We start from the raw sequence: 22902 nt of genomic DNA on the forward strand, positions 1-22902 counted from the left end.
GCGTCGGGCGTTCCCCCGGCGCGTGCGGGGCGCCGAGGGTCGATGCCGTCGATGCCGTCGATGCCGTCGGCGACCTGCTTCCCGGACCGGGAACACGCCTGTCCGTCGAGCGTTGCGTTCGGCGGCTCCCAGCCGCCTGCGGCGGGGCTCAGCCCACCTTGTCGCCGGGAGCCGTCGGATGCGCCTCCAGTCCCGGGGCGGCCAGCAGATCGGCGATCAGTTCTCGGGACCCGCCGATGTAGGTGCTGACCAGGTCCACATCACCGCCCAGGCACCAGGCGCGGTCCTGCGGCCACCACAGGTCGGGCAGTTCGGCGAACTCGTCCAGGGAGACCGGCGAGACGGCGTCGGCCAGCGTCCCGGCGAGCAGCACCTCGTCCCGGCCGGGGGTCTCGAAGGAAGGGACCCGGTCGAAGTCCCATCGCCCGTATCCGTTCCACAGACCGAACCAGCAGTGCTCGGAGGTCCGGGTGTGCCGGGCGAGGACGGGGATCAGCTCTCGGGCGACAGCGGGCGGAGTCGGGCCTTCCGCCGGATGCTCGTCCCAGACGCCGGGCAAGCCGTAATCGGAAGCGTTGTGGTAGTCGCGGTCCGACCCGATTACCTCGTGCCAGTCCGTGCCCGGCGTCATCCCGCGCCCGTAGGCGGCGGCCACCGTCTCCCAGCGCACCGGCCGCTCCTCCAGGGAAGCCGGATGCAGGATCCTCGCGTAGGCGGCGAATCCGGGCGCGGCGACACCCGCCACCGTCCCGAAGGCGCCGTGTTCCTGGGTGCGTTCGGTGAGCCAACGGGCCGGGCCGAGATCGCCGGTCCGTACGTGCAGGCGTCCATAGCGTTCCGGGGCGGGGTCCCGGTCCACGGGTCGATAGTCGTCCATCCCGCACAGTCTGCCCGGTCGCGCCGGCCGGCGGGTCCACCGGCCGGCAGCGGCACCCCACGGGGCCGACCCGTTCCCGGCCGTGCGGTCCGCGCCGGGCCGCACGAGGAGGGCGCCGGTGCGGTGGGAACGGCGGCTCGCGCCGGACCCGGGCTCGCGCGGTTCGCCGGAGCGCGGACCTTCCGGCACACCGCCAAGAGAGCGGATCGCGGCGCCCGGCGGCGCAAGCGGCGTACTCCGGCATGCGGAGGGAGGGCGGCGCTGGTGGAGTCTGCAGTGTCCCCGTCCTCCACTTCCCGGAGAGAGATCATGCTGTCCTTCCGTAAGACCTTCGTGGCCGTCGCTCTCGCCGCCACCGCGGTGATGGCCGGTCCCGGCATCGCCTCGGCCGACCACCACCTCGAACGCGGGGAGGAGTCGGCGCCCTACGGGCTGTGCAACGACTTCACCACGCAGGTCGGCGCGGTGAACGTCAACCAGGGACCGGTCTGCATCGACTTCGGCCCCCTCGACGAGGCAGGCGAGAGCAAGGGCGGCGGTGACATGGACCTCGCCTGCAACGGCGCCGTCACCCAGGTCGGTCTGATCAACGTCAACCAGGGACCGGTCTGCATCGAGTTCTGACCCGCGCCGGGGAACGGGCACTTCCGCGCGGGGCGCGGGAGTGCCCGTTCGACGTGGAGGCGCTTCAGACCTCGACGACGATCTTCCCCGGGGTGTGGCCTTCCCGGCTGAGGTCGAAGGCGGCTCCGAGTTCGGAGAGCGGGAACGTCGCGGCGACGTCGACCGTGAGCCGGCCTCCGTCCGCGAGCCGGCCCAGGGCCGCGAGGTCCTCGCCGCTCGGCCGGACCCAGATCCACTGGCCGCCCGCGCCGGTCACGGTGTCGTCGGCGATGGAGGCGTGCCGTCCGCCCTCGGCCAGGACGGCCAGGGTGGTGTCGAGGACCCCGCCCACGAAGTCGGCGACGACGGTGACCCCGTCCGGGGCCAGGGCGCGGACGCGTTCGGCCAGTCCGTCCCCGTAGGCGACGGGCTCGCAGCCGAATCCGCGCAACCGGTCGTGGTTGCGCGGGGAGGCGGTGCCGATGACCCTCGCGCCGAGCGCCCGGGCGAGCTGGACGCCGAAGGACCCGACGCCGCCGGAGGCACCGTGCACGAGGACGGTGTCGTCGGCACCCGTGTCCAGCCGCGTGAGGAGCTGGTAGGCGGTCAGGCCCGCCAGCGGCAGTCCGGCGGCCTGCGTCCAGTTCAGCGAGGAGGGTTTGGCCGCGAGGGCGCGCACGGGCACGCTGACGTACTCCGCGAAAGTGCCGCCGTGCACGTAGTCCTTGCGGGCGTAGGCCATCACCTCGTCACCGGCCGCGAACTCGGGCACGTCGATGCCGACCCGCTCGACGGTGCCGCTGACGTCCCACCCCGGGACCACCGGGTGGACGACGTCCATCAGGGCGTCGAGCCCGCCCGCCATGATCTTCCAGTCGACCGGGTTGACTCCGGCGCACCGGACCTTGACGAGGACCTCACCGGGAGCGACCTTCGGCAGCGGCAGCCGGGTCTCGCGGAGCACCTCCGTCCCTCCGTAGGTTTCGTACGCCATCGCCCTCATGGTGGCTTCGGACATCCCTGCGCCCTTCCTGTGCTGTCGGCTGCGTCCGCCCATCTGAGCACGGCTCGGCAGGGGCGCACCGGGAGACTCGCCCACGCCCGGCGCCTCGCTCCGTACGGAGCACGCCCGCACCGTTCCGGTCCCCGGCCCTGTCGCGACCGTACGGAAAGACAGGGGTGCTCCTCCGGTTCGTCGAGGCTTCGGGCGAGACGCGAGCCCGGGCGGAGGACATGCCGGGGCCTTCCTCCGAACGGGCACCGACGCGTCGGGAAGGGAGTGGGCCGACCGTCGCGCAGGCTCGCACGAGCCGTCCTGCGCCCTTTCGGAAGAAGGGTGCCGACGGAAAAGAAATGACAGGTGCATGGCATTCGCGGTCTCCGAGGCCTACCATCACAAGGCTCGGAGGGTGCTCGACGTTCGTGTCCGGCCCCACCGGACGCCCGTGCCACCCCTTCGTGCGCCCGCCTCCACCGAGGCGGGGTCCCCCACAGATGAAGGAGCAGCGATGCCCCTCGGCACATGGCTCAAGGCGGGTACCTCCGCCGCCGCGCTCGTCCTCGCCGTGGCGAGCGCGGCGACCGCCGCCCCCGCCCCCGCCCTGGAATCCTCCGCCGCGGAGGCGGCGGTGGTGACCCTCCGCTATGACGACAGCCGCGCCGGAGGCTGGGAGGCGGCGATCGCGGCCGGGGTCGCCTCGTGGAACGCGAACGTGAGCAACGTCAAACTGGTGGAGGCGGCGCCCGGCGTCCGCGCCGAGATCGTGATCGTCGCCACCACGGGCTGGCCGCAGGCCACGCTCGGTCCCGTCCGCCCTGGCCGTCAGGTGCGTGTCGAACTCGGTGCCCAGGCCGTGAGCCAGGGCTACGACAAGACGCGGATCGCCGCTCACGAGCTGGGCCACAGCCTCGGCCTGCCGGACACCAAGCCCGGCCCGTGCTCACAACTGATGTCGGGGTCGAGCGCCGGTACGGCCTGCACCAACGCCGTCCCGAACGCGACCGAGCGGTCCCGCGTGCAGTCCGCCTACGCCGGCGGCTTCGCCGCGCTCGTGCCCGCCGACGGTCGGACCCTCGTCGACGCGCCCTGAGCGCCTTCCCACCGAGCCATCCGGGCTTCCCGGGTGGCTCGGTCGAAGCCCTGGCACATGGACGGCCCTCACCTCCGGGCGTCGAAGGAGGACGCAGGACAGAGCACGACTCCGTCCTCGACGCTCGACGCTGGTTCGTGGAGCGCGTCTTCGCCCACCTGCACTGGTTCCACCGCCTGTTCATCCGCCGGGGCTCAGCCCAGGTGGCGGACGGCGAAACGGGGTACCGATCGGACCAGGGCGGCTACGGACAGGCCGATGGCGGCACCGACGGCAACGTCGGAGGGATAGTGCGCTCCGCTGTGGACCCGTTCGATCGCCACCAGAGCGGTGGGAACGGCGCACGCGGCTCCGGCCCAGGGCCAGGCAGGTGTGACGGCAGCGGTGAAGGCCACGGCGGCGGCGGTGTGCCCGGAGGGGAAGGAAGAGCTGTCGGGCCGGTCCTCGACATCGCTGTGAGGGATCCACTCCTTGGGCGGCCGCCGTCGCTCGACGAGCTTTTTGGCCACCCCGTTGGACAGCAGTTCCGCCACCGCCATCGCCGCGATCCCGGCTGCCGCTGCCCTGCGGCCCCGCAGGCCTCCACCGGCCGCCATCGCCACGGCTGTTGCCCACCACAGCTTCGTGTGCTCGGCCGCCTCCTCCACCGGCGGCAGAAGCCGACGGGCCCAGGCAGAATCCCAGGCGGCCATGTGCCGGGTCAGCCGGTGATCGACGCTTCGCGCTGCAGCCAGGGTTCCCATGTTTCGCCGTTTCCCCGGATGCGGCCGTACCACACGGAGTTCGTCGCGGGCGGCAGTGGTTCCGGCGAGGTCCACCCGTTCCTGTCGTACGCAGGGCCTGCAGGGGCCCGGTCCGCTGGGCCGGGGCGGTTCTGCGCAGGGCGTCCTGCCGGTGGGCGGCCTTCGCATGCCGAAGGACAGCGTCGATGCCCCGGCCGCCGCCTCGGACGGGAATCGTCCACGGGGCCGGACGGGGCAGGGTCGTGGTCGCGGGGGAAGAGCCGGCGCGGGGAAGACCACGCGGGGACATCGCCGTTTCGTCGTTCTCCGGGTGGAAGGCAGTTCCGGCCTCTCGCCCTGCCTGCCTTCCCGGTGCGCCCTGGACGACGGAACGCATGGACGTCGTGTGCGGCGGGTCAGTGGTGGGCGTGGACCACCGCGTGGCCCTTGCCGCGGCCGATCATCCACTTGTTGACCGGTGTGGTGACGAGGAAGGCGACGGCGAAACCACCCAGCAGGGCGCCCCAGAACAGCCCGTCGGACAGGTGGGCGTCCATCGCTCCGGGGACGAGGGCGATGATGCCGTTGTCGATCGTTTCCATGACGGCGATCGAGACCGTGTCGGCGGCCAGGGCCACCTTGAGGGCGCTCTTGAGGCTCAGGCCGGCCCGGCGGACGGCGAAGAGGGTGAAGGAGTAGCCGAAGACGAACGCCAGCGTGATCGCCAGGATCATCGTCTCGACGTTGCCCCACAGCAGCGCGGTACCGATGACCATGCCGAGGATCTCGCCGATGGCGCATCCGGTCAGGCAGTGCAGTGTGGCCTTCGCCGCCGTCCCCCAGGAGGCGCTCCGGTGAGGGGCGTGCTCGTGACCGGCGCGGGTGCCGTGGTCATGGGGGCGGTCCGCACCGTGGTTCCCGTGGTCCGCCCGAGCGGAGCCGGTGTGGTGTGCGCTGTGGTCCATGGCTGCTGCCCTCTCCCGTCCCGAATTCCAGTGTGCGGGCCTTCCTCCTCGGCCACGCAAAGACACCCTATACCCCCTAGGGGTATAGAAGCCACGGCGTCCGAGAGTTCCGTCCGATGCGGCGTTCCACCGAAGGCACCCGACCGGGGGACCCACCGAGGCGGGCACGGCAGCAGCCGGCCCCGGGCGCGGAAGCCGCCGTGCGCGGCGTGGCTGTCGGCGGAGTTGACGTCCCCGGGGTCGGCGCCGGCCCGGATCGGATCGACCAGAACAGCGGGACGGCCTCACAGGCCTCACCGAGGGGGCGACGGGGCGGGTGAAGCACTGCCGGACGAAGACGCGGAAGAAGAACGACGGCTCGCGGCGCGGGTCGGTCGTCGGCCGATGGGCGACCCGCGCCGCGAGGGCGTGATCAGCGAGCCAGGAAGGCGAGGATGCGCCGGTTGACCTCCTGCGGCTTCTCGGCGAGGAGGTGGTGGCCGGCGCCCTCGATCATCGCGCCGTCCGATCCGGGGGGCAGCATGGCGATGATGTCGGCGAGGGTCTCCTCGTCGACCACGGGGTCCTCGGTTCCGTGGAGGTAGAGGGTGGGCTGGGAGGGCAGCTTGTCCAGCACGCGGGCCATTTCCCACTGCGGGGTGCCGAACGTGGCGGCCGGGAAGTTCTGCCGGTAGAGCTCCAGGCCGAGGTGCAGCCTCTCGGGCGTGCCGAGGCCCTCCTTCATGGCCTTGCGGTCCTCGGTGGAGTCGTAGCCGGGGACGTTGCCCGTCCAGTGGTCCCAGAGCCAGTCAAGGTAGGCGAGGTCGTTGGCGGCGACGAGCCGGTCGGCTATGGCCATCTGGAAGAAGTAGAAGTGGACGTACCGCTCGATCCTGCTCGGATCCGCGCTGTCGCGATCGTAGAACTCCAGGGGCGGGACGTCGTTGACGACTATCCTGGCCCATCGCTCGGGTGCGGCCGCGGCGGCGCCCCAGGTGGTGAAGCCGCCCCAGTCGTGCCCGATGAGGACCGCGTCGGACCCGCCGCCGAGCGCCTCGTGCAGGGCATTGGCGTCGGCGATCAGGTCGGGAAGGCGCATGCTGCCGTCCGGCGGCACCTGGGAGGGCGCGAAGCCCCGCATGGTGGGGACCACGGCGCGGTATCCCGCCTCGGCCAGTGCGGGCATGAGGTACCGGTAGAGCCTGGGCGTGTCGAAGCCGTGCAGCATCAGGGCGAGCGGGCCTTCTCCTGCCTCGACGTAGGCCAGGTCCAGGCCGTTGACGGTGATCCGCTTGTGTTCCATCTCCAGCTCCTCGTTTCCGAGCATCTCTAAAACGAACGTTCTAACTAGTGTCGGAAGTTAGCACGGCGCTCGCGTGGGCCACAAGCTAGAACGAACGTTTTATCCAGTAAGCTCGGCCGCATGGCGAACACACCACAGCCGGGCACTCGGGAGCGCATCGTCCGTGCGGCCTCCCTGCTGATGCAGCGGCAGGGGTACGAGGGGACCGGCATCAAACAGGTCGCCCAGGAGGCCCGGGCCACGCTCGGCTCGGTCTACCACTTCTTCCCCGGCGGCAAGCAGGCCGTGGGCGTGGCCGCGGTCCGGCACGCCGACCACGAGTTCGCCGAACTGCTGTCGGCGTCCCTGACCGAAGAGGCCGACCCGGCGAAGGCCGTCGCCCTCTGCGCCCGCACGCTCGCCCACCACCTGCGCGACTCCGGGTGGGTGGACGGGTGCCCCATCAGCGCGACCGCCCTGGAGACCACCGGGCGGGTCCCCGCCATCGAGCACGCCGTCGCTCAGGCCTTCCAGCACTGGCGGGACCTGGTGGCGGACAGGCTTCGCGAAGCCGGATTCCCGGAGGGTGACGCGGACGACCTGGCCACCACCGTCATCAGCACCCTCGAAGGCGCCGAACTCACCGCACAGGTCTTCAAGAGCGAGACGCCGCTGACGGTCGCGGGCGAGCACCTGGCCCGGCTCATCGACTCCTACAAGAGGTGAGAGCCGGCCGCCGCGCGGACCTTCCGGGGAAGCGGCCCGGAGGCGTGCGGCGACCGGCCCCCTCACCGTCCCGGACCGGTGGTCGGCCGGCACCGGGCCCGGCACCTCCGGCTCGGCTTCCCACCGCACGAAACCCCGCTGTTCACGGGAACGCCGACGCGTGGGCCGCAGGGACCCACGCGTCGGCGTGCGGGTGGTGACCCGCGGTCCACGGGACGGTCAGTCGTCGAGGGCGTCCATGACTCCGCCGAGGTCGACGAACTTGAAGTTGGTCGCGTCCCGGTCGCCGTCGCCCGGGGCGTCGTGCCCGTCCTGGACGACGAGCAGGCCGTTGGGGTACTTGGAGCCGAGCGGGGCGTTGAGGACGGCGGCGCCGTCGCACTCCTCGGAACCGTCGAGGGTGTCGTTCGCGGCGGCGACCCGGAAGCCGCCCTCGTACTCGTTGGCGTCCTCCAGTTCGCGGTCGTACGCGGCGAAGGTGTTGTCACCCTGGCTGGAGGCGAGGACGTAACCGTCGCCGTCGGACTCGGTGAGCAGCGTCAGGCCCTCGACGTCGGCGGAGATCCTCGTGCCGCCGAAGCCGGGGTCGGTGCCCGGCGTGCACTCCTCGGTCTCCTCGTCGTAGACGCCGGGAACGCCGTACTCGCGGACCTTGTCGATCAGCTTCGGCGCACCGGTGAGGTCGGCGCGCATCCGCCAGACGCCGACGTCCTCCTGACCGGCGTAGAGCATGCCGTTGGCCGGGTCGACGACCATGCCCTCGACCTGCGGCAGCTCGCCGGGCTCGGCGCACGGGGACCACGAGGTGCCGTTGGGCAGCCGGAAGGCGGAGGGCAGGTCCAGGGTGCGGACCTTGCGGTAGGTGACCTTGCCGTCCGCGGTCGGCAGCAGTTCCAGGAGGGCGATGGCGGTGCGCTCGCGGCGGCTGACCAGGGCGTAGGACTTCCCGGTCGCCGGGTCCGTCCAGGTCGCCAGGCCGTAGGCGGTCCGCTGGTCGTCGACCTCGGCCTGGTCCCGGGAGAACACGAGCGGTGCGGCAGGGTCGGTGACGTCGGTCAGCGGGCCGCCGGCCCGGTCCCGGTCGACGCGGTAGAAGCGCAGCCGGTCGTGGCCGCGGTCGCTGGTGACGGCCAGGTCGGCCTTCCCCGAGGAGAGCCGGAGGCCGTGGACGAGGTCCACGTTGTTGAAACGGCCCGGTGCGTCGTCCTCACCCGCGGCAGGAGGCGCGGCTATCGACTGCACCAGACGCGCGTCCAGGTCGTAGACGCGCAGGCCGCCCTCCTTCGCGGTGGCGACGACGAGGCTGCGGTCGGGGGCGACGGCGTTGCGCCAGATGGCCGGGTCGTCCGCGTCGGCGTTGCCGCCCTCGTCGTCGTCGTGCAGCACCGGCGTCTCCGCACGGGGCGTCACGACCGGCAGGGCGTCGGCGTGCAGGCGGTGCCGGGCCTCGGCGGGCACCGCCAGTGCCGCCACCGCGAGAGCCGTGGTCACGGTCAGCACGGTCGATCGGACGATGGTGGAGCGGGTCACGCGAGTCTCCTCTGCGGGCGGATGGTCGGACCCGTGAGAGCCTGGCCCCGGAGGGTGTCCGTACGGCGGCGGTCGCACGGCGGGTAACACCGGACTCCGGTGTACGTGCGGTGAACGATCCCGCGTCGTACGCCGTCCGAGCCGGGAGACGGGGCCCGCTCGCCTCGGTGACGTCGACGGGCTTCCCGATGGGACCCTTCCGTCCTGAGCGGTCGCGGGAGGGGACGGCTCGGACAACGGTTCCTCACCCTCACGAGTGCGGTCCGCGAGGATGTGACGTCCGACGACCGGTCCTGTCGCCCCGCCCGTCCTCCTGGAACAGCGAGGGGTCTTCGGCGCCACCCGTGGACACGCCGGCCGGGTGCGCGCGCTTCGTCCCTGCGCGGGAACGTTCGCCCGCCGGGAGCAACGGCTCAGCGTTTCCTGCGCGTTCGCGAGGACAGGCCCTGCGTCATCTCGGCGAACCACCACGTACCGGCCACCACGCACGCCATCAGGAACCCGCTCACCACCGCCGTGCGCCAGGTTGCCTGCTCCGCCCGCCATTCCACGAACGTCAGCACCACGCATCCGACCACCAGCACACACGCGACCCGTACACGTCGATGTTTGAACATGCCCACCCGCTACCCGAGACGGTACCGATCACACCACCGCCCCCCTTGTCGGCCGGACCCCCGCACTTGCCGTCCGCCGCACCGGGGACCGGGCCCCTCGGCCGTACCGGGGCATCGGCTTGTACACCTGCGCACCTGCCCGCCCGAAGGAGCGGTGACGGGCGCATCCGGACGGCCACCGCGACCGGTAGGAGGAAGTGGGAAATCTCTGCGCGGCAAGGAAGGCGCGGGCACGAACGGTGAACGGACCCACCGGCACAGGACGGAGACCAGCGGATGCAGGAAGCCCGGATCGCCCGGATCACCCATACGTTCGAGAGCGGTAAAGGCTCCGCCTCTCATGCTCGGAGCATCGCCGCCGAGTTCCTCGGCCGGCTTCCCGGACGACGCGGCGCGGCCGTTGCGCGGCGCGTGGTGGAGTCCACCGAGCTGGTGGTCAGCGAGCTGGTCACCAACGCCTGCAAGTACGCCCCGGGACCGATCGTGCTGGAACTGCACGCGGCGGGCGGCCTGCTGGAGGTCACCGTCTGGGACAGGGAGCCTTCCACACCGACCGTCCGCACGGCGGATCCGGGCCGTATCGGCCGGCACGGCCTGGAGCTCGTCGTGGCCGTCGCCGAGAGCTTCGAGGTCCGGCGCGCACCCGTAGGCAAACGGGTCACCGCCCGCATCGTCCTGGACGACGACGCGGACCCCGCGCAGACGCAGGGCGGCTGAACCCCTTCCGTCCGCCGCCTTCGAAGGCGGCGAACGGTGATCCGGGAACCGGCGACGCAGCCCGTGTTCACCCGTTGTAAAGGCCCCGGACGATACTGTCGCCGGAGTGGTCGGGTCTGCCGTTGTAGGCCTGGAGGGACACGTCCACGACCGAGTACTCGTCCAGGTCGATGGTCGCGGGGACGGGCAGGACGGCGTGGCCGTCGGGTCCGAGGACTCCCATGGAGACGAGCTTGGTGTGGGTGCGGTCCATGAGCCAGACCTCGAAGTAGCCGGCCGTCTCGGGAAGGCCCTTCACGGTGATCTCCAGTGAGCGCCGTCCGGTGTCGCCTTTCAGGTGCGCGTAACCGGCCGAGTCGGCACGCAGGGAATCGAGCCGTCTGCCGTCGGCCACGGTCTGCTCCACCGGTGCGTCCGGACGCGTGAGCCACCAGGTGAGCGCACTGCCGGAGGCGGCGCCGAGCAGGGCCGCGCAGGCGGCGAGAGCCACGGCGAAGCGACTCGTACGCCGCAGGCGGCCCGAACCGGGCCGAAGCACCGAGGCGGTGGTGCCGCCGTGTGCCGGAAGAGGAGCGGGGGGTCCGGGGACCCGCAGTTCGGCGGCGATCGAGTTCCAGACCTCCTCCGACGGCAGGACCGGCTCGTGTTCCGCCGGGGCGGGCGTCCTCATGGCGGTCACGATGCGCCGCAGGCTGTCGTACTCCCTTCGGCAGTGGTCACATTCGTGCAGGTGGAGGGAGGCCGCCGGGTCGGTCTCCTCACCGAGGGCCATCATCGCCAGGGTCTCTTCATCGGTGTGCTTCACGGTCCGCCTCCAACCGCTTCTTCAGGCGCATCAGGCCGCGTCGGGTGTGACTCTTGACCGTTCCGAGCGGCATTCCGGTGCGTTCGGCGATCTGCGTCTGGGACAAGTCTTCGTAGAAGGCCAGTTGAAGCACGAGTTGCTGCTGGTCCGGCAGGTCTTCCATCTCTCGCGTCAGCACCATGTGGTCCAGCAGTGTCTCGGTCGCGGGCGCGGGCCGGACCGATATGTTCGCGGCCGCGGTGGCGGCGTCGACGTCGCGCAGATGACGGGAGCGCCTGTCGAAGGCGTCGGCGACCTTCTTGTGCGTGATCCCCATGAGCCAGGTTCTCAGGGAGCCGCGACGGGAGTCGAAGCTGCCGCGGTTGTTCCAGGCGCCGACGAAGACCTGCTGGGTGACGTCCTTCGCCTCTTCCGGATCGGCGAGCCTGCGGGCGGCGACGGCGTGGACGAGAGCGCCCCAGCGGCGGTAGGCCTCGTTCAGGCACGCTTCGTCGCCCTCGGCGAACCCCTCGCCCAGGTCCTCCTCCGTCGCCGCGGCCACACCGGCTGCCGGCACTCCCGCGCCTTCCCGAACAGCTGTCACTCGGATGCCTCCACTGCTGTGACGACCAGGTTGTTCTGGTATCCGCCGTTGTCGGGCAGGTAGGGACCGGCGCAGGTGATCAGCGTCAGCACGGGGCGTCCGTCACGGCGGAACGCACCCGATTCGGCCAGGTCCTCCTTGCCCACGGTCCGACGGGCGACGACCCTGTAGGCGACGACGCTGCCGTCCCGGCGCCCGATCACCACGCGGTCGCCCTGGCGGACTTCGTTCAGGCCGTTCAGAACGCCCAGGCCGCGTCCTTCGGCATCGACGTGGCCGACGACGACGGAAGACCCCTCGGGTGAGCCGGGCGCCGGCGAGAAGCGGTACCACCCGACACGGTCGGGGTCCGGCGGGACCTCCGTCAGGCCGTCGTCGGCCACTCCCACCGGATCGACGGGAGCGCGCAGGCCCAGCCGGGGGACGGACAGTTCCTTCGGTGGCGAGGGGTCCGCCGGGCCGGAGGGGACGGAGTCCGCCGGTGCGGTGGTCGACCACGACGGCGGTGAGTCCTGCGCCGGTGCCGCACGGGTGGGGTCGGACGACGACACCTTCGTCGTCGGTACCGTCCCGAAGTCGGCGGCTCGTGTGGGTTGTCCGCGCAGCGCGACAAAGGCGAGCGCGCCGCACAGGAAGGCCGCGACCAGCAGTGCGGCGACTCCGAGGATCCTGCGATGCCCTGTCCGCTGCGGGCTCGTCACGGTCGGCCTTTCCGTCACGGGGATGCTCCGGGTGTGCCCGGCCCGGTGGACGGGACGGGCACACCCGGAGATCCGTCTGGGTGTCGTGTGTTCGCTGTCAGCCGACGTCGGTGCGACGACGCAGCAGGTAACCGCCGGCGCCGAGGGTGAGGACCGCACCCGCGGCGAGGGCGCCCAGGGCCGCGTCGCTGGTCCCGCTCGCGGCCTGACCCGTCCCGCCTGCGGGAACGCCGCCCGGCGCGGAGTGCATGCCGGTGATGGTCTGGGTCTTCAGCGCGAGGTTCTTGTCCGTGGCGCTGCCCCACGCGTAGACGATCGTGTTGCTGCCCTCGGCCAGATCCAACTGGGCGGGACCGATCGCCACGGTGTCGGTGCCGGCGAGGACGACGTCGGCGTTCACCGTGCCGGCCGCCACCTCGGCCTCGGCCTCCTTGGGGTTCTCGAGTCCCTTGAACACCGGGGTGCCACCGGCCCGGACGTCGACGGCGGGGGCGGCCGCGACGTGCCGGACGGTGAGCCTGGCCTTGCCGGCCGGCACCTTGGAGGTGTCGTTGACGAAGGCGTCGAGCGTCGGCTTGCCGTCGGCCGTCAGGTGCGCGACCAGCGTCGCGTTCGCTCCGGCGGGCACCTCGACGGTCTTCTCGATCGCCGGAGTGCCCTTGGGGCCCTCCCCGTCCTTGAAGACCTTGATGTCGTAGGAACCCGCGTCCAGCTTGAGCGGATCGGTGAGCGTGCCCGGCTTGAAGTCGGGCAGCAGCTCCTTGTCCCCCGCGAACACGTCCACGGTGAGGCCCGGCACGGCGTGCAGCACCGAGACCGTGGCCTGCTCCCCGTCGGACTGCGACTGGGCGAACGCGGGAGCACCAGCGGTGACGGACAGTACGACGGCGACACCGGTCGCCAGGGTCGCGCCTGCGGTACGAGCGGTCATGGTGATCCTCTCCTTCTAAAGCCCGAGAAGGTTTCGAACTCCGTGTGGAAAGGGATTCCGTCGCCGTGAGCCGATCGGTTTCACCGGATACTTGAAATCTTTACCTCGTCTTGGTGGATGCCCGTGGAGGCGGCTCCGGGGTCCTCGGGACACCACGCGTGCTCGGGGACGCCTGCCTTCCGGTCCGGCCGCACCTCGCGGCTCCTCGCCGCGAGGACGGGGGTGACGAGCCGGATCGGGTGCTCCGCCGTGCTCCACGGCCGGTGGAGGCACCTCTCCGGGTTCGCCGCCCCCTCGTACCACCGCGCAGTACGGGTGTCGCGTCGGGGGAGCCTGGCGCACTCGCGAACGGGTCTCTTCCCGCTCACGAGGGAATGCGTACGCGAGGAGCGCCGATCGCGGGTCCGTCGTCGCTCGACCGGCGCTCCCGGTCCGTCACGTCCGCGTAGTGTTCGGCCATCACGCGGGCCATGGCCACGGACGAGTACGTGGTCCGGACGAGGCGCCGTGCGCGAGAGGTCATCACGGCGGCCTCCTCGTTGCCGATCCGCAGGAGACGCTTCAGTCCGTCGCCTAGGCTTCGCGGGGTGGACGTGTCGAGCAGCAGCCCGTTGTCCCCGTCGGTGAGGTAGTGCGGGACGCCGCCCCTGACGGGGCCGGCCGTGACCAGTCCGGCCTCCATGGCCTCCAGGACGGCGAGGCCGAACTCCTCCTTCGCGCTGGAGCAGACGTATCGGGCGCGGAAAGGCCGTGCCGGGTCGGCCAGGGCCCGTTCGAGAAGCCGCACCTCCGCGTTGGGGAGGGCCGGCAGCAGGAGCAGCCGTCGACGGGCCTCGGGGCAGGCGGCGACGGCCCGCTCGATCCGTTCGCGCATCGCGCGCTCCACGGAGTCCCCCGTCCGCGGGCTGCCGCCGACGATCACGAGGATCGAGTCGCGGTGGCACCCCGACTCCGTCCAGGCGCGGACCAGGACGTCCTGCTGCTTGACCGGATGAAGGCGGCCGACGTTCAGCAGCACCGTGGGCGCGGGGTCCCCGCAGGAACTCGCCACCGCGTCGACCGCGCCGAGGAGCAGCTCTCGGCGCCGTTCCCGGTCGGGCGGCGGTTGATAGGGAGCGACGCCCTCCGGTGGCGCGCCGGGCGCTGTGCCGTCGGTCCGTTCCGCGAGCTGCGGGAAGTGGCGCAGCAGCTCGTTCGTCCCGCCGGTGCGTCCGGCGATGCCCACGACCCGATCGGCCCGCTCGACCAGGCGGTCGGCGAGGAAGACCCGGTGCAGGTCGTGGCGCACGTGGGCGGGGTTCGCGCCGGGGGTGTCGTGCCGCTCGCTCATCTGGCGGTGGGGGTCGGGCGTGGCGGTGAAGACGAGGGCCGCGCCGACCCTTCGGGCGGCTTCCGCCAGGGCGAGGGAGCCGTCATCGGCGTAACGGACGTGCAGGACGTCGATCGGGTGCCGCAGCGACCCCAGCAGTTCGGCGGCCCACCAGGCCAGCGCTTCCCGGTGCTGCCCCATTTCCTCGGGGCCCACCGGGTGGTCGCTGTCGAGGGGGAGCCTGAGGACCCAGTGCCCCGGGGCCCGGCGGTGCAGCAGGAGCGGATCCTTCTCCAGTTCCGGGCGGCAGGCCGTGACCAGCGTGATGGCGGCGGCGATGCCGTCGGTGCGGGCGAGGGCGTCGCCGAGCGAACCGAGAAGAACGCTCAGGCCTCCGCTGAGCCCCTCCCCCGGGCTGTCGAAGCGGCCCATGAGCATGGACTGGGCGACGAACAGGCCGGGGCGGATCCCTTCGATTCCGGCCCCCGTGAGGGGTCGCTGCCCGAGGGCGTCCAGCAGTACGCGCTCGTAGGCGTCGGTGGGGCCGTGTCCCCCGGCCCCGGGGGACCGCCCGTGGCCGTACGCCGCGAGGAGGCGCCAGGCTGCGTGCCTGACCCGCCGGTCGTCCCCGTCCGCGAACCGGAGGACTTCCGCGGGCGGCAGGGGTCGCAGGCCCGTGGCGGCTGCCATGTCGAGCAGGAAGGCCACCGCGTCCGGGTCCTCCGTCGCGCGCAGCCCGGAGCGTACGGCGGCGGTGGTCCACTCGGCCCCGTAACGGTGTGCGGTGGCCCACCAGCTTTCGAACAGCACGGCCCGCGTGAAACCGCTTCCGGCCGGCAGCCGCACGCATTCGTCGGGATCGGGCACCTGCCCCGCCCGGACCCGGTTCCTCATCCTCGCCAGGGCCGTGTCAAGGACCGTGGCCCCGTCGGTAGGGGCCCGTACCCGGTGGTCGAGGTGGTACTCCGCCACGAGCAGTTCTCTCAGCAGGCTGGACGACGACGGATCGTGCCCGTGCGGGCCGTGCGACCCCCTTCCGCCGCGCAGACGGTTCCAGTAGGCCGTCCTGGCCTCGACGAACGGATCGCGCTCCCTCCGCCCTTCCCTCGGGGTGCGGAGACTGTCTCGCGCGGCGGCGGCGACGGACGGAAAGTGTTCCACGGGGGCTCCTCACCGAAGGCTCTCTGCCTGCGGTGTTTCGCCGGCGGGGTGGCACGCGGATGCACGGCGCGTCGCGGCGGGGCACGCGGTCGGGGAACCCGTACGGGATCGGGGCCCGGCGCGGTCACCGGCCGGCGATCGCCCTTCCCGCGCATCCGCCGCACCCTGCGAAGACGAAGACACGGCATGATCTCGCCACGTCACACCCGCGCGGCAGGACGTCCCCCGCGCGTGGTGGTCGTCAGTCCCCCGTTCCACTCCCACGCCCAGCCCCTGTCGGTGCTCGCGGGAGCCATGGAGAAGGCCGGTGCCCGGGTCCACTTCGCCAGCGCGCCGTCCTTCGCCCCGATGGCCGCAGGGGTCGGCGTCGGCTTCGAGCCGTTGACGGTGACCAGGAACGCGAACACCGGTGTCGCGCGGAGCACGCGGCAGGGCGCGCGGGAGGCGGAGCGCCTGGAGGAGTTCCTCGGCTCGACCCGGAAGGGGGCGGTCGCCGCTCTGCTCGCACAGGCGCGTCACCGCGGCGAGGACCTGCTGTCGGATCCGGAGAGGGTGATGGCCGAGCTGAGGGCCCTGCACGAACGGCTGGCCCCCGACTGGTACGTGGTCGACCAGCTGAGCTATCCGGTGACGCTGGCACTGCACTGCCTGGGGCTGCCCTTCGCCACGTTCTGTCCCGGACATCCGACCTACGTGCCCCACCGGTCCGACGCGTTCTTCGGGGTCCCCTACGCCTGGCCCCGGGCGGTCCGTCCGGCGGCGGGGGCGCTGGCGGAGCTGCGGCGCGCGGCCAGGGCCAACGACGTGGCGTTCACCGAGCGGTTCGCGGAGGTTGCGCGGGCGCACGACGCCCCGGTCGATCCGCCGGGCCGCGCGTTCGCCCTCACCTCTCGTCGTGCCGTGGTGTTCAACTACCCGCGGTTCCCCTGGCTTCCGGAACACGCTTCGACCGGGGCCGAGTTCCTGTACGGGGGTCATTGCGTTCCCGCCGTGGAACCGGATCCGGGCGAGGAGTGGGGGGCTGTCGTCCGCCGTCTGAGGTCGGCGGGCCGCCGGGTGGTGCTGATCGCTCTGGGGACCTTCCTGTCGGCCCGCAGCGACGTGCTGGACCTTCTGGTGCGAGGTGTCCTCTCCGGTGTTCCGGACGCGGCGGTGGTGGTCGCGGCCGGTGACAGCGCTCCGGCCCTCGCCCGTCTGTCGGGTCCGAGGGTGCACGTCGCCCGTGTCGTCCCGCAGCGGTGGCTGCTGCGCCGGGTCGACGTCATGGTGCACCACGGCGGGAACAACTCCTTCACGGAGTGCGTGGCGTCGGGGACTCCCGCGTTGGTCCTCCCCTTCTCCAGTGACCAGTTCTCGATCGCGCACGACGCCGAGCGGGCCCGGTTGGCCACGTGCCTCGATCCCTCCCGTCTGGATCCCGGGGAGGTGGGCAGGGCCGTGCGCGAGTTGCTCTCCCGCCCTCCCGGAGGGATGTCGCGGTGGACGGGAGAACTGCGGGACCTCGGACCGGACTGGATCGCCGGCCGACTTCTGCGTGCCATGGGGCGACGGGACGACGTCGGTGAACCCCTCTCGTCCCGCGCGGGAGGATGAGGCGGGCCGGTCGGTCGCCCCGCCGTCGTCCGCGCACCTCACGACGGGGCGCGTCACCGCCGACGCCGGCCGTGGCCCCCTTCGATCTCGGCGGCGTCCCGCTCAGGGGCCGGCTGGCCCGAGGGCGGAAGCGGAGAGACGCTGGTAACAGGGTTTCGGGCACGACCTGTATGCCCGGACGGGGGCGCCCCGAGCTGGGGAAGGCGGCTGTCATGCGAATGTTGTTGAAGGTTCAGATGGACACGCAGATGTCCAATGAGGCCATCAGGCAGGGGACCCTGGAAGAGACGCTGGGCAAGGCGATGTCGGCGATCCGGCCGGAGGCCGCTTACTTCACCACCGAGAACGGCTGCCGAACGGCTTACGTGTTCTTCGACCTGGCGGAGTCCGCCGACATGCCGAAGACCGCAGAACCCTTTTTCCTGGAGTTGGGCGCGAAGGTTTCCTACACGCCGGTGATGAACAGGGAGGATCTGGCGAAAGGGCTGGGAGCGATGGAAACCGCCGGCTGAACGGTGGTTCGCAGACAGCGGGCGGCGTCCCGGGGCCGAAGCCGAGGGGCGGCCCCCCGGCCCGTCGGCGCCCCTCTCTCCATCGCCGCACCGTTCGGCAGCCGCTGCCCGTCTGCGGCGGTGCACGCCCGTCCGGGACGGCCCTCCCCCTCCGACCGGTGCCCTCGCGTGCGCCCGTCCGATCGCCCCCGGACCGCCGGTCGCGGGGCTGTCCTCAGCCCGGTGGCCTCTGGCGACCGGGGGCGGGACCCGTCGTCCGCCGGCTCAGGCGGCGGTGGTGAGCTTCACCGGTTCGATGCCGGTCGCACTGTGCCGTTCGGCCCAGTTCTCCAGCGCCGTACGACAGGCGTGGTCGAGGTGGTGCAGTCCTGACAGGTCGAGTTCGACCGGGCGGTCCTGCGGGAGGGACTCCAGCGTGTCGAGGATCTTCGGCAGGCGGAGGAACGTGGCGTTGCCCGTCAGGTACGCCTCGATCGGCCCCGCGCCCTTGTCGACGACTTCCAGCTTGACGTGCGAGGCCTCCCAGGCGGTCTTGACGACTGCCAGGGCCAGACCGATCAGGACACCCTCGAACATGTTCACCACGACGATGGCGACGGCCGTGACCACGAGGATCGCCGCCTCGCCCCTGTGCTCCCGCCACAACGCGGCGACCTGCCGGAACGGGATCAGTTTCCAGCCCGCGTGGACGAGGATGCCGGCGAGCGCGGGCAGGGGAATCAGTGCCAGGGCGGACGGGAGCGCGGCGGCGAACAGCAGCAGCCACACGCCGTGCAGGACGCGCGACGCCTTGGTTTTCGCACCGGCGTTGACATTGGCCGAGCTGCGGACGATGACCGCGGTCATGGGCAGGGCGCCGAGCAGGCCGCAGATCGTGTTGCCCGTGCCCTGGGCGACCATCTCCTTGTCGTACTCGGTGCGCGGGCCGTCGTGCAGCCGGTCCACGGCTGCCGCGCTGAACAGGCTCTCCGCCGAGGCGATCAGCGCGAACGCGATGATCGTGCCCCAGATGGCAGGACTGGCCAGTTCACCGAAGGCCTCGGCGCCGGGCGGCTGGACGACACCGAGCAGGCCCTCCACCTCGACGGTGGCGACCGGCAGCCCGAGGCCGAGGGTGACGGCCGTCGCCAGCACCACCGCGGCGAGGGCACCGGGCACGGCCTGTATCCGCTTGGGCAGTCTCCTCCACAGCACGATGACGGCGATGGTGCCCGCGCCGATCGCGAGGGAGGCCAGGGCCTCGGTGCTCCCGAACGCGTCGGCGAACGCACGGGGCAGGCCCGTGATCTTCCCGATGCCGGTCTCCGGAGCCTTCAGACCCGCCGCGGCGTAGATCTGCCCGGCGATGATCACCAGGCCGATGCCGCAGAGCATGCCCTCGACGACGGAGACGGATATCGCCCTGAACCAGCGGCCGATGCGGAAGAATCCCATGGCGAGCTGAAGCAGTCCGGCGATCAGCACGATCACACCGAGCGTGTCGACCCCGAACTCGCTGACCGCCTCGAAGACGATCACGGTCAGGCCGGCGGCAGGCCCCGACACCTGGAGGCTGCTGCCGCGCATGAGGCCGGTGACGAGACCGCCGACGATGCCGGTGACGAGCCCCAGTTCGGCCGGCACGCCGGAGGCGACCGCCACCCCCACGCAGAGGGGCACCGCGACGAGGAAGACGACGACGGAGGCGAGTAAGTCCTGTCGTAAGTGGGGGAACTTGGACGGCACGGCGTTCACCTGTTTCCTCAGAGCTTCTCGAACGTGTCGGTGTCCGGCCGGTGTTCGCGCACGAGCCCGGTGTGGACCTCGTAGTACCAGCCGTGCAGGCGGAGTCCGCCGGCTTGCAGGCGCTGCTCGACGCAGGGGTAGGAGCGCAGCCGCAGGAGCTGCGTCAGGACGTGGTTCTGCACGGCCTCGGCGACCGTCGGGTCGGCGGGGTCGGAGCACTCGGGTTCTTTCGCGGCGTGCGCGAGCCAGTCCCGTACGGCGGGAACCGAGTTCAGGTCGTCACCGCGCACCACGGCACCGACCGCACCGCAGTGGGAGTGGCCGCACACCACGATGTCCTCGACGCCGAGGACCTCCACGGCGTACTCGACGGTCGCCGCCTCTCCGGTGGGGGTGGTGGAGCCGTAGGGGGGAACGATGTTGCCGGCGGTGCGCAGTTCGAACAGCTCGCCGGGCCGGGCGCCCGTGATGAGGGCCGGTACGACCCGGGAGTCGGAGCAGGTGATGAAGAGGACGTGGGGGGACTGGCCCGCGGCGAGGCCGGCGAACTCCTCGGGACGCTGCCCGAAGGTGCGCGCGTTGTCGATGAGGGGCTGCATGGTGTGGTGATTCCTCCTGGCGCGCCGTGACGGCACGTCGGGTCTGAACGACGGGGATGTGGGGGGCCGTTCCGCCCGGTCAGCGGCGGAACATCCGGATGGGGGCCCCGGAGGGGCCCCCGGATCTGTTCGACGCGTGGACGTGCACGGCGCCGGGTGCGGCGTGTCCGGGTCCGGTCATCCGTCCTCGGTTCGGGGTCTCCGACGAACGACGGGCCGGAAGCGTCGAACCCCCACCGTGCGGTTCCGGACCGGGCGGGGTGGTCCCGGCCCGGTTGCCGACGGTGGGGTGACCAGGGGTGTGGGCGTGCGTGAAGGAAGCCGCGGAGGCGAGGAACGGGGACGCGGGCGACGGGACGGCACGGAACGCCGATGCGCTCCGGGTCGTCGCGGCTCGCAGCACGTTCTTCCCTTCCGGCAGGTTCACGCCTATAGATCAGACCAAGAGATGCCCAAGTGATGGTCAAGAAAACCATAGGCGAGTAAAGCCGCGTGCGGGGTCAACCGCACGTGTCGGCCGGGAAAGAGCCCAGAAAATGAGGGCCGTTTGGCCGGATCCGTGTCCGTACCCGTGTGCCATGAGCCCTCTCTCCGGTCCCTCGCCCCGTCGATCACGCGGTCGTCGGTCATCCCGTGGGCTTCACCTCTCTTTCCGCGGGAGGCGTCGTCACGGAGGCGCCTCGCGTCCCGGACCGTGGCGCGTCGGAGACGTCCCCTCCGGACCCGGCCGGATCAGGGGCCGGGCTCCGGGGGGAGGAGGATCCGGGCCGCCACCGGAAGGTGGTCGCTGGCCGTCGCGGGGAGGGTCCATGCCGAGGCGGCCCGGACGCCGCCGAGGAGTATCTGGTCGATCCGGACGGCCGGCAGGCGCGCCGGCCAGGTGAAGCCGAAGCCCGCGCCCGCCTCGGTCTGCGCGGAGACGAGGCGGTCGGTGAGGGGCCGCAGCGCGCGGTCGTCGGTGGAGCCGTTGAGGTCGCCCATGACGACGACGCGCCGCTCGGGTTCGGCCCGCACCTCCGCCACCAGCAGATCCAGTGCCTCGTCGCGCGCCCGGGCGGTGAAGCCGGAGAGGCCCACGCGGACGGACGGCAGATGGGCGACGTACACGGCCAGCCGCCCGCCGGGCGCGTCCACCGTGGCCCGCATCGCCCGCGTCCACGGCATGATCGGCACGGCTCGCGCGTCCCGCAGCGGATGCACGCTCCACAGACCCACCGTGCCCTGCTGGAAGTGGTACGGGTAGGCGTCCGCCAGGACCCGCTCGTAGGCGGGCGCCGTGGCCGGACTCAGCTCCTCCAGCGCCAGGACGTCCGCCCCGGCGGCCAGCAGGCTCCGCGCGGTCCCGGCGGGGTCGGGATTGGCCTGGTTGACGTTGTGGCTGACCACCGTGAGGTCACCGCCGGGGGACGACTTGTCGACCAGGATCCCGCCGAAGACCGTCAGCCAGGCCACCGCCGGCACCAGCAGGGCCACCACCGCCGCCACCGGCGCCCGCCGCAGCAGGGCGACGGCCACCAGGACGGGGACGGTCAGCGCGCTCCAGGGCAGCAGGGTCTCGGCCAGACTGCTCAGCCGTCCGGGCAGCCGGGGAAGCAGCCCGTGCCCCGCGACGCCCACTGCGAGGAGGACGGAACAGCCCGTGACCACCGTGCCGCGCCGCCGCCACCGCCGGCGCGCCCCGGTGTCCGCCGCGCCGGGTCCCGGGCCCGGCCGTACCGCCGTAGGTTCCCCGGCCCCGGGTACGCGGTCCGGGCGGACCACCGTGCCGCCCGTCCCGGCGGCGAGGCGCGGCGGTGCCGTCCTGCCGTCCGGTACCCCGGCGGCGGGGTCCGGGCGTGTCGTCTCCGTCATCGCCCCCGGCCCTCCGTCCCGGCGGAGGCCAGCCCGTCGCGGACGGCGGTGAGCAGGCCTCGGCTGGCGTCGACGGCGGCCCGGAGCCCCTCGACGGGCGTCGTGTTCGCCCGCTGGTGCAGGACGGCGCCCACCAGCAGCCTGGGCGTGCCGCCGACGCGCACCTCGCAGGCCCACAGCAGATTTCCGCCCGCCGGAGTGCTGGAACCGGTCTTCACGCCGAGGACGCCCGGAGTACCCAGCAGGGGATTGGTGTTGGAGATCGTTCCGAGGCCGGGGACGGTGATCTCGCGGGTGGACACGATCGCCCGGAAGACCGGGTCCTTCATCGCGGCCCGCGCCAGCCGCACCTGGTCGGCCGCGGTGCTCGTGGTCGTCGGCTCGATGCCGCTCGCCCCCGTGTAGACCGTGTCCCGCATGCCGAGCCGCTCGGCGGCACGCCGCATCTTCACCACGAAGGCCTCCTGGCTGCCGGAGTCCCACCGGGCCAGCAGACGTGCGACGTTGTTCCCGGAGGGGATCAGGAGCAGCTCCAGGAGCCGCCGCTGCGAGTGGCGTTCGCCCGCCCGCACGGGGACGGTCGACTCGCCGCCGACCCCCGCCTCGTGCGCGGCCTGCCGGTCCACCTCGATCAGGGGGCCCTCCTCGTCCGGCCGCAGCGGGTGCCCGTCGAGCACGACGTAGGCGGTCATCACCTTCGCCAGGCTCGCGATCGGCACGGGCTGCCGCCCGCCCCGCTCCCCCAGCGAACCGCTCCCCTCCAACTCGACGGCGCTCTGGCCGTCCTGCGGCCACGGGAGCGGGCCGATGCCGGAGACCGGCGGCCGATCGCCGTCCGGCGCCGAGGGGGGCCCGGAGGGGGAGACGACGGCGATGCCCAGGGCCGTCAGCAGAGCCAGGGCCGATGCACCGCCGACGAGGCGGTGACGGGGGGTGCGGGGAAGGGACACGGGCTGCCTCCGGGGGCTGCTGTACGGAATCGGTACGGCAGCCAGACTCCTGGGAACAGGTCTCCGGTCCGCGG

The 22902-nt window shown here is 72.2% G+C and carries 22 protein-coding genes; 6 read left to right on the forward strand and 16 right to left on the reverse strand.

Going from position 1 to position 22902, the window contains the following annotated elements; genetic code table 11:
- Positions 1–148: 148 nt before the first annotated feature.
- A complete protein-coding gene (locus CP977_RS01755; protein WP_062760945.1) occupies positions 149–877 on the reverse strand; it encodes a hypothetical protein in 729 nt (242 codons plus the stop codon).
- 309 nt (positions 878–1186) lie between these two features.
- On the opposite strand from CP977_RS01755, the gene CP977_RS01760 reads away from it, so the two are divergent.
- Entirely contained in the window at positions 1187–1501 is a 315-nt protein-coding gene (locus CP977_RS01760) for a hypothetical protein (protein WP_062760947.1), read from the forward strand.
- A gap of 64 nt (positions 1502–1565) precedes the next feature.
- Here the strand turns inward: CP977_RS01760 and CP977_RS01765 are convergent, their stop codons facing one another.
- Complete coding sequence (locus CP977_RS01765) at positions 1566–2483, reverse strand: NADP-dependent oxidoreductase (RefSeq protein ID WP_079131661.1); 918 nt, start codon at positions 2481–2483, stop codon at positions 1566–1568.
- A 505-nt stretch (positions 2484–2988) separates the two neighbouring features.
- Between CP977_RS01765 and CP977_RS01770 the strand changes: the two genes are divergently transcribed.
- Complete coding sequence (locus tag CP977_RS01770; protein ID WP_062760951.1) at positions 2989–3570, forward strand: snapalysin family zinc-dependent metalloprotease; 582 nt, start codon at positions 2989–2991, stop codon at positions 3568–3570.
- 194 nt (positions 3571–3764) lie between these two features.
- On the opposite strand, the gene CP977_RS01775 is transcribed toward CP977_RS01770, so the two are convergent.
- The 3 genes from CP977_RS01775 to CP977_RS01785 all read right to left on the reverse strand — a co-directional run bounded on the left by CP977_RS01775 (position 3765) and on the right by CP977_RS01785 (position 6563).
- Positions 3765–4313 (reverse strand): phosphatase PAP2 family protein, encoded by a 549-nt coding sequence (locus tag CP977_RS01775; RefSeq protein WP_308017203.1) that lies wholly within the window; start codon positions 4311–4313, stop codon positions 3765–3767.
- A 395-nt stretch (positions 4314–4708) separates the two neighbouring features.
- Entirely contained in the window at positions 4709–5257 is a 549-nt protein-coding gene (locus CP977_RS01780; RefSeq protein ID WP_152369481.1) for a DUF4396 domain-containing protein, read from the reverse strand.
- Positions 5258–5669: 412 nt separating this feature from the next.
- The gene (locus CP977_RS01785; protein ID WP_229991510.1) at positions 5670–6563 is read right to left on the reverse strand and encodes an alpha/beta fold hydrolase; all 894 of its coding nucleotides are present in this window, start codon (positions 6561–6563) and stop codon (positions 5670–5672) included.
- A 96-nt stretch (positions 6564–6659) separates the two neighbouring features.
- Between CP977_RS01785 and CP977_RS01790 the strand changes: the two genes are divergently transcribed.
- The gene (locus tag CP977_RS01790; protein WP_062760959.1) at positions 6660–7244 is read left to right on the forward strand and encodes a TetR/AcrR family transcriptional regulator; all 585 of its coding nucleotides are present in this window, start codon (positions 6660–6662) and stop codon (positions 7242–7244) included.
- 219 nt (positions 7245–7463) lie between these two features.
- Here CP977_RS01790 and CP977_RS01795 read toward each other — a convergent pair whose 3' ends face one another.
- Positions 7464–8774: a phytase gene (locus tag CP977_RS01795; protein WP_079131643.1), complete on the reverse strand. Its 1311-nt coding sequence runs from the start codon at positions 8772–8774 to the stop codon at positions 7464–7466.
- A gap of 413 nt (positions 8775–9187) precedes the next feature.
- The gene (locus CP977_RS33965; protein WP_167309049.1) at positions 9188–9358 is read right to left on the reverse strand and encodes a hypothetical protein; all 171 of its coding nucleotides are present in this window, start codon (positions 9356–9358) and stop codon (positions 9188–9190) included.
- Positions 9359–9667: 309 nt separating this feature from the next.
- On the opposite strand from CP977_RS33965, the gene CP977_RS01800 reads away from it, so the two are divergent.
- On the forward strand, positions 9668–10108 hold the full coding sequence (locus CP977_RS01800; protein ID WP_062760961.1) for an ATP-binding protein: 441 nt from the start codon (positions 9668–9670) through the stop codon (positions 10106–10108).
- A 67-nt stretch (positions 10109–10175) separates the two neighbouring features.
- Here CP977_RS01800 and CP977_RS01805 read toward each other — a convergent pair whose 3' ends face one another.
- From CP977_RS01805 to CP977_RS01825, 5 genes are all read right to left on the reverse strand, one after another.
- Positions 10176–10913, reverse strand: a complete 738-nt coding sequence (locus tag CP977_RS01805; RefSeq protein ID WP_062760963.1) for an anti-sigma factor — start codon at positions 10911–10913, stop codon at positions 10176–10178.
- Positions 10897–11469 carry a sigma-70 family RNA polymerase sigma factor gene (locus tag CP977_RS01810; RefSeq protein WP_229991509.1) on the reverse strand — a complete coding sequence of 191 codons (573 nt, stop codon included), beginning with the start codon at positions 11467–11469 and terminating at the stop codon, positions 10897–10899. Before CP977_RS01810 ends, CP977_RS01805 begins: the two co-directional genes overlap by 17 nt.
- 23 nt (positions 11470–11492) lie before the next feature.
- Positions 11493–12197, reverse strand: a complete 705-nt coding sequence (locus CP977_RS34670) for a class F sortase (RefSeq protein ID WP_234363873.1) — start codon at positions 12195–12197, stop codon at positions 11493–11495.
- Between the two features lie 97 nt (positions 12198–12294).
- The gene (locus CP977_RS01820) at positions 12295–13128 is read right to left on the reverse strand and encodes a DUF4397 domain-containing protein (protein ID WP_062760967.1); all 834 of its coding nucleotides are present in this window, start codon (positions 13126–13128) and stop codon (positions 12295–12297) included.
- A gap of 364 nt (positions 13129–13492) precedes the next feature.
- Complete coding sequence (locus CP977_RS01825) at positions 13493–15598, reverse strand: glycosyltransferase family 4 protein (protein WP_152369482.1); 2106 nt, start codon at positions 15596–15598, stop codon at positions 13493–13495.
- 231 nt (positions 15599–15829) lie between these two features.
- On the opposite strand from CP977_RS01825, the gene CP977_RS01830 reads away from it, so the two are divergent.
- Together CP977_RS01830 and CP977_RS01835 are read left to right on the forward strand one after the other, a co-directional pair.
- Positions 15830–17191 (forward strand): glycosyltransferase, encoded by a 1362-nt coding sequence (locus tag CP977_RS01830; protein ID WP_229991507.1) that lies wholly within the window; start codon positions 15830–15832, stop codon positions 17189–17191.
- Positions 17192–17427: 236 nt separating this feature from the next.
- Positions 17428–17703, forward strand: a complete 276-nt coding sequence (locus CP977_RS01835) for a hypothetical protein (protein WP_372460665.1) — start codon at positions 17428–17430, stop codon at positions 17701–17703.
- Between the two features lie 264 nt (positions 17704–17967).
- Here the strand turns inward: CP977_RS01835 and CP977_RS01840 are convergent, their stop codons facing one another.
- The 4 genes from CP977_RS01840 to CP977_RS01855 form a co-directional block, all read right to left on the reverse strand.
- Entirely contained in the window at positions 17968–19428 is a 1461-nt protein-coding gene (locus CP977_RS01840; protein ID WP_062761249.1) for a SulP family inorganic anion transporter, read from the reverse strand.
- 17 nt (positions 19429–19445) lie between these two features.
- On the reverse strand, positions 19446–20027 hold the full coding sequence (locus CP977_RS01845) for a carbonic anhydrase (protein ID WP_152369483.1): 582 nt from the start codon (positions 20025–20027) through the stop codon (positions 19446–19448).
- A gap of 732 nt (positions 20028–20759) precedes the next feature.
- Positions 20760–21878, reverse strand: coding sequence for an endonuclease/exonuclease/phosphatase family protein (locus tag CP977_RS01850; RefSeq protein WP_167309048.1), 1119 nt, complete (start codon positions 21876–21878; stop codon positions 20760–20762).
- A complete protein-coding gene (locus tag CP977_RS01855; RefSeq protein ID WP_062760977.1) occupies positions 21875–22828 on the reverse strand; it encodes a D-alanyl-D-alanine carboxypeptidase family protein in 954 nt (317 codons plus the stop codon). The genes CP977_RS01850 and CP977_RS01855 overlap by 4 nt, the downstream gene beginning before the upstream one ends.
- Positions 22829–22902 lie beyond the last annotated feature (74 nt).

Source organism: Streptomyces cinereoruber (assembly GCF_009299385.1).
GTDB classification, from domain to species: Bacteria; Actinomycetota; Actinomycetes; order Streptomycetales; family Streptomycetaceae; genus Streptomyces; species Streptomyces bikiniensis.

Coding starts and splice junctions, on each gene's coding strand:
- CP977_RS01755 (WP_062760945.1), bottom strand. CDS start 877: ATGGACGACTATCGACCCGTGGACCGGGACCCCGCCCCGGAACGCTAT.
- CP977_RS01760 (WP_062760947.1), top strand. CDS start 1,187: ATGCTGTCCTTCCGTAAGACCTTCGTGGCCGTCGCTCTCGCCGCCACC.
- CP977_RS01765 (WP_079131661.1), bottom strand. CDS start 2,483: ATGAGGGCGATGGCGTACGAAACCTACGGAGGGACGGAGGTGCTCCGC.
- CP977_RS01770 (WP_062760951.1), top strand. CDS start 2,989: ATGCCCCTCGGCACATGGCTCAAGGCGGGTACCTCCGCCGCCGCGCTC.
- CP977_RS01775 (WP_308017203.1), bottom strand. CDS start 4,313: ATGGGAACCCTGGCTGCAGCGCGAAGCGTCGATCACCGGCTGACCCGG.
- CP977_RS01780 (WP_152369481.1), bottom strand. CDS start 5,257: ATGGACCACAGCGCACACCACACCGGCTCCGCTCGGGCGGACCACGGG.
- CP977_RS01785 (WP_229991510.1), bottom strand. CDS start 6,563: ATGCTCGGAAACGAGGAGCTGGAGATGGAACACAAGCGGATCACCGTC.
- CP977_RS01790 (WP_062760959.1), top strand. CDS start 6,660: ATGGCGAACACACCACAGCCGGGCACTCGGGAGCGCATCGTCCGTGCG.
- CP977_RS01800 (WP_062760961.1), top strand. CDS start 9,668: ATGCAGGAAGCCCGGATCGCCCGGATCACCCATACGTTCGAGAGCGGT.
- CP977_RS01820 (WP_062760967.1), bottom strand. CDS start 13,128: ATGACCGCTCGTACCGCAGGCGCGACCCTGGCGACCGGTGTCGCCGTC.
- CP977_RS01835 (WP_372460665.1), top strand. CDS start 17,428: ATGGACACGCAGATGTCCAATGAGGCCATCAGGCAGGGGACCCTGGAA.
- CP977_RS01845 (WP_152369483.1), bottom strand. CDS start 20,027: ATGCAGCCCCTCATCGACAACGCGCGCACCTTCGGGCAGCGTCCCGAG.
- CP977_RS01850 (WP_167309048.1), bottom strand. CDS start 21,878: ATGACGGAGACGACACGCCCGGACCCCGCCGCCGGGGTACCGGACGGC.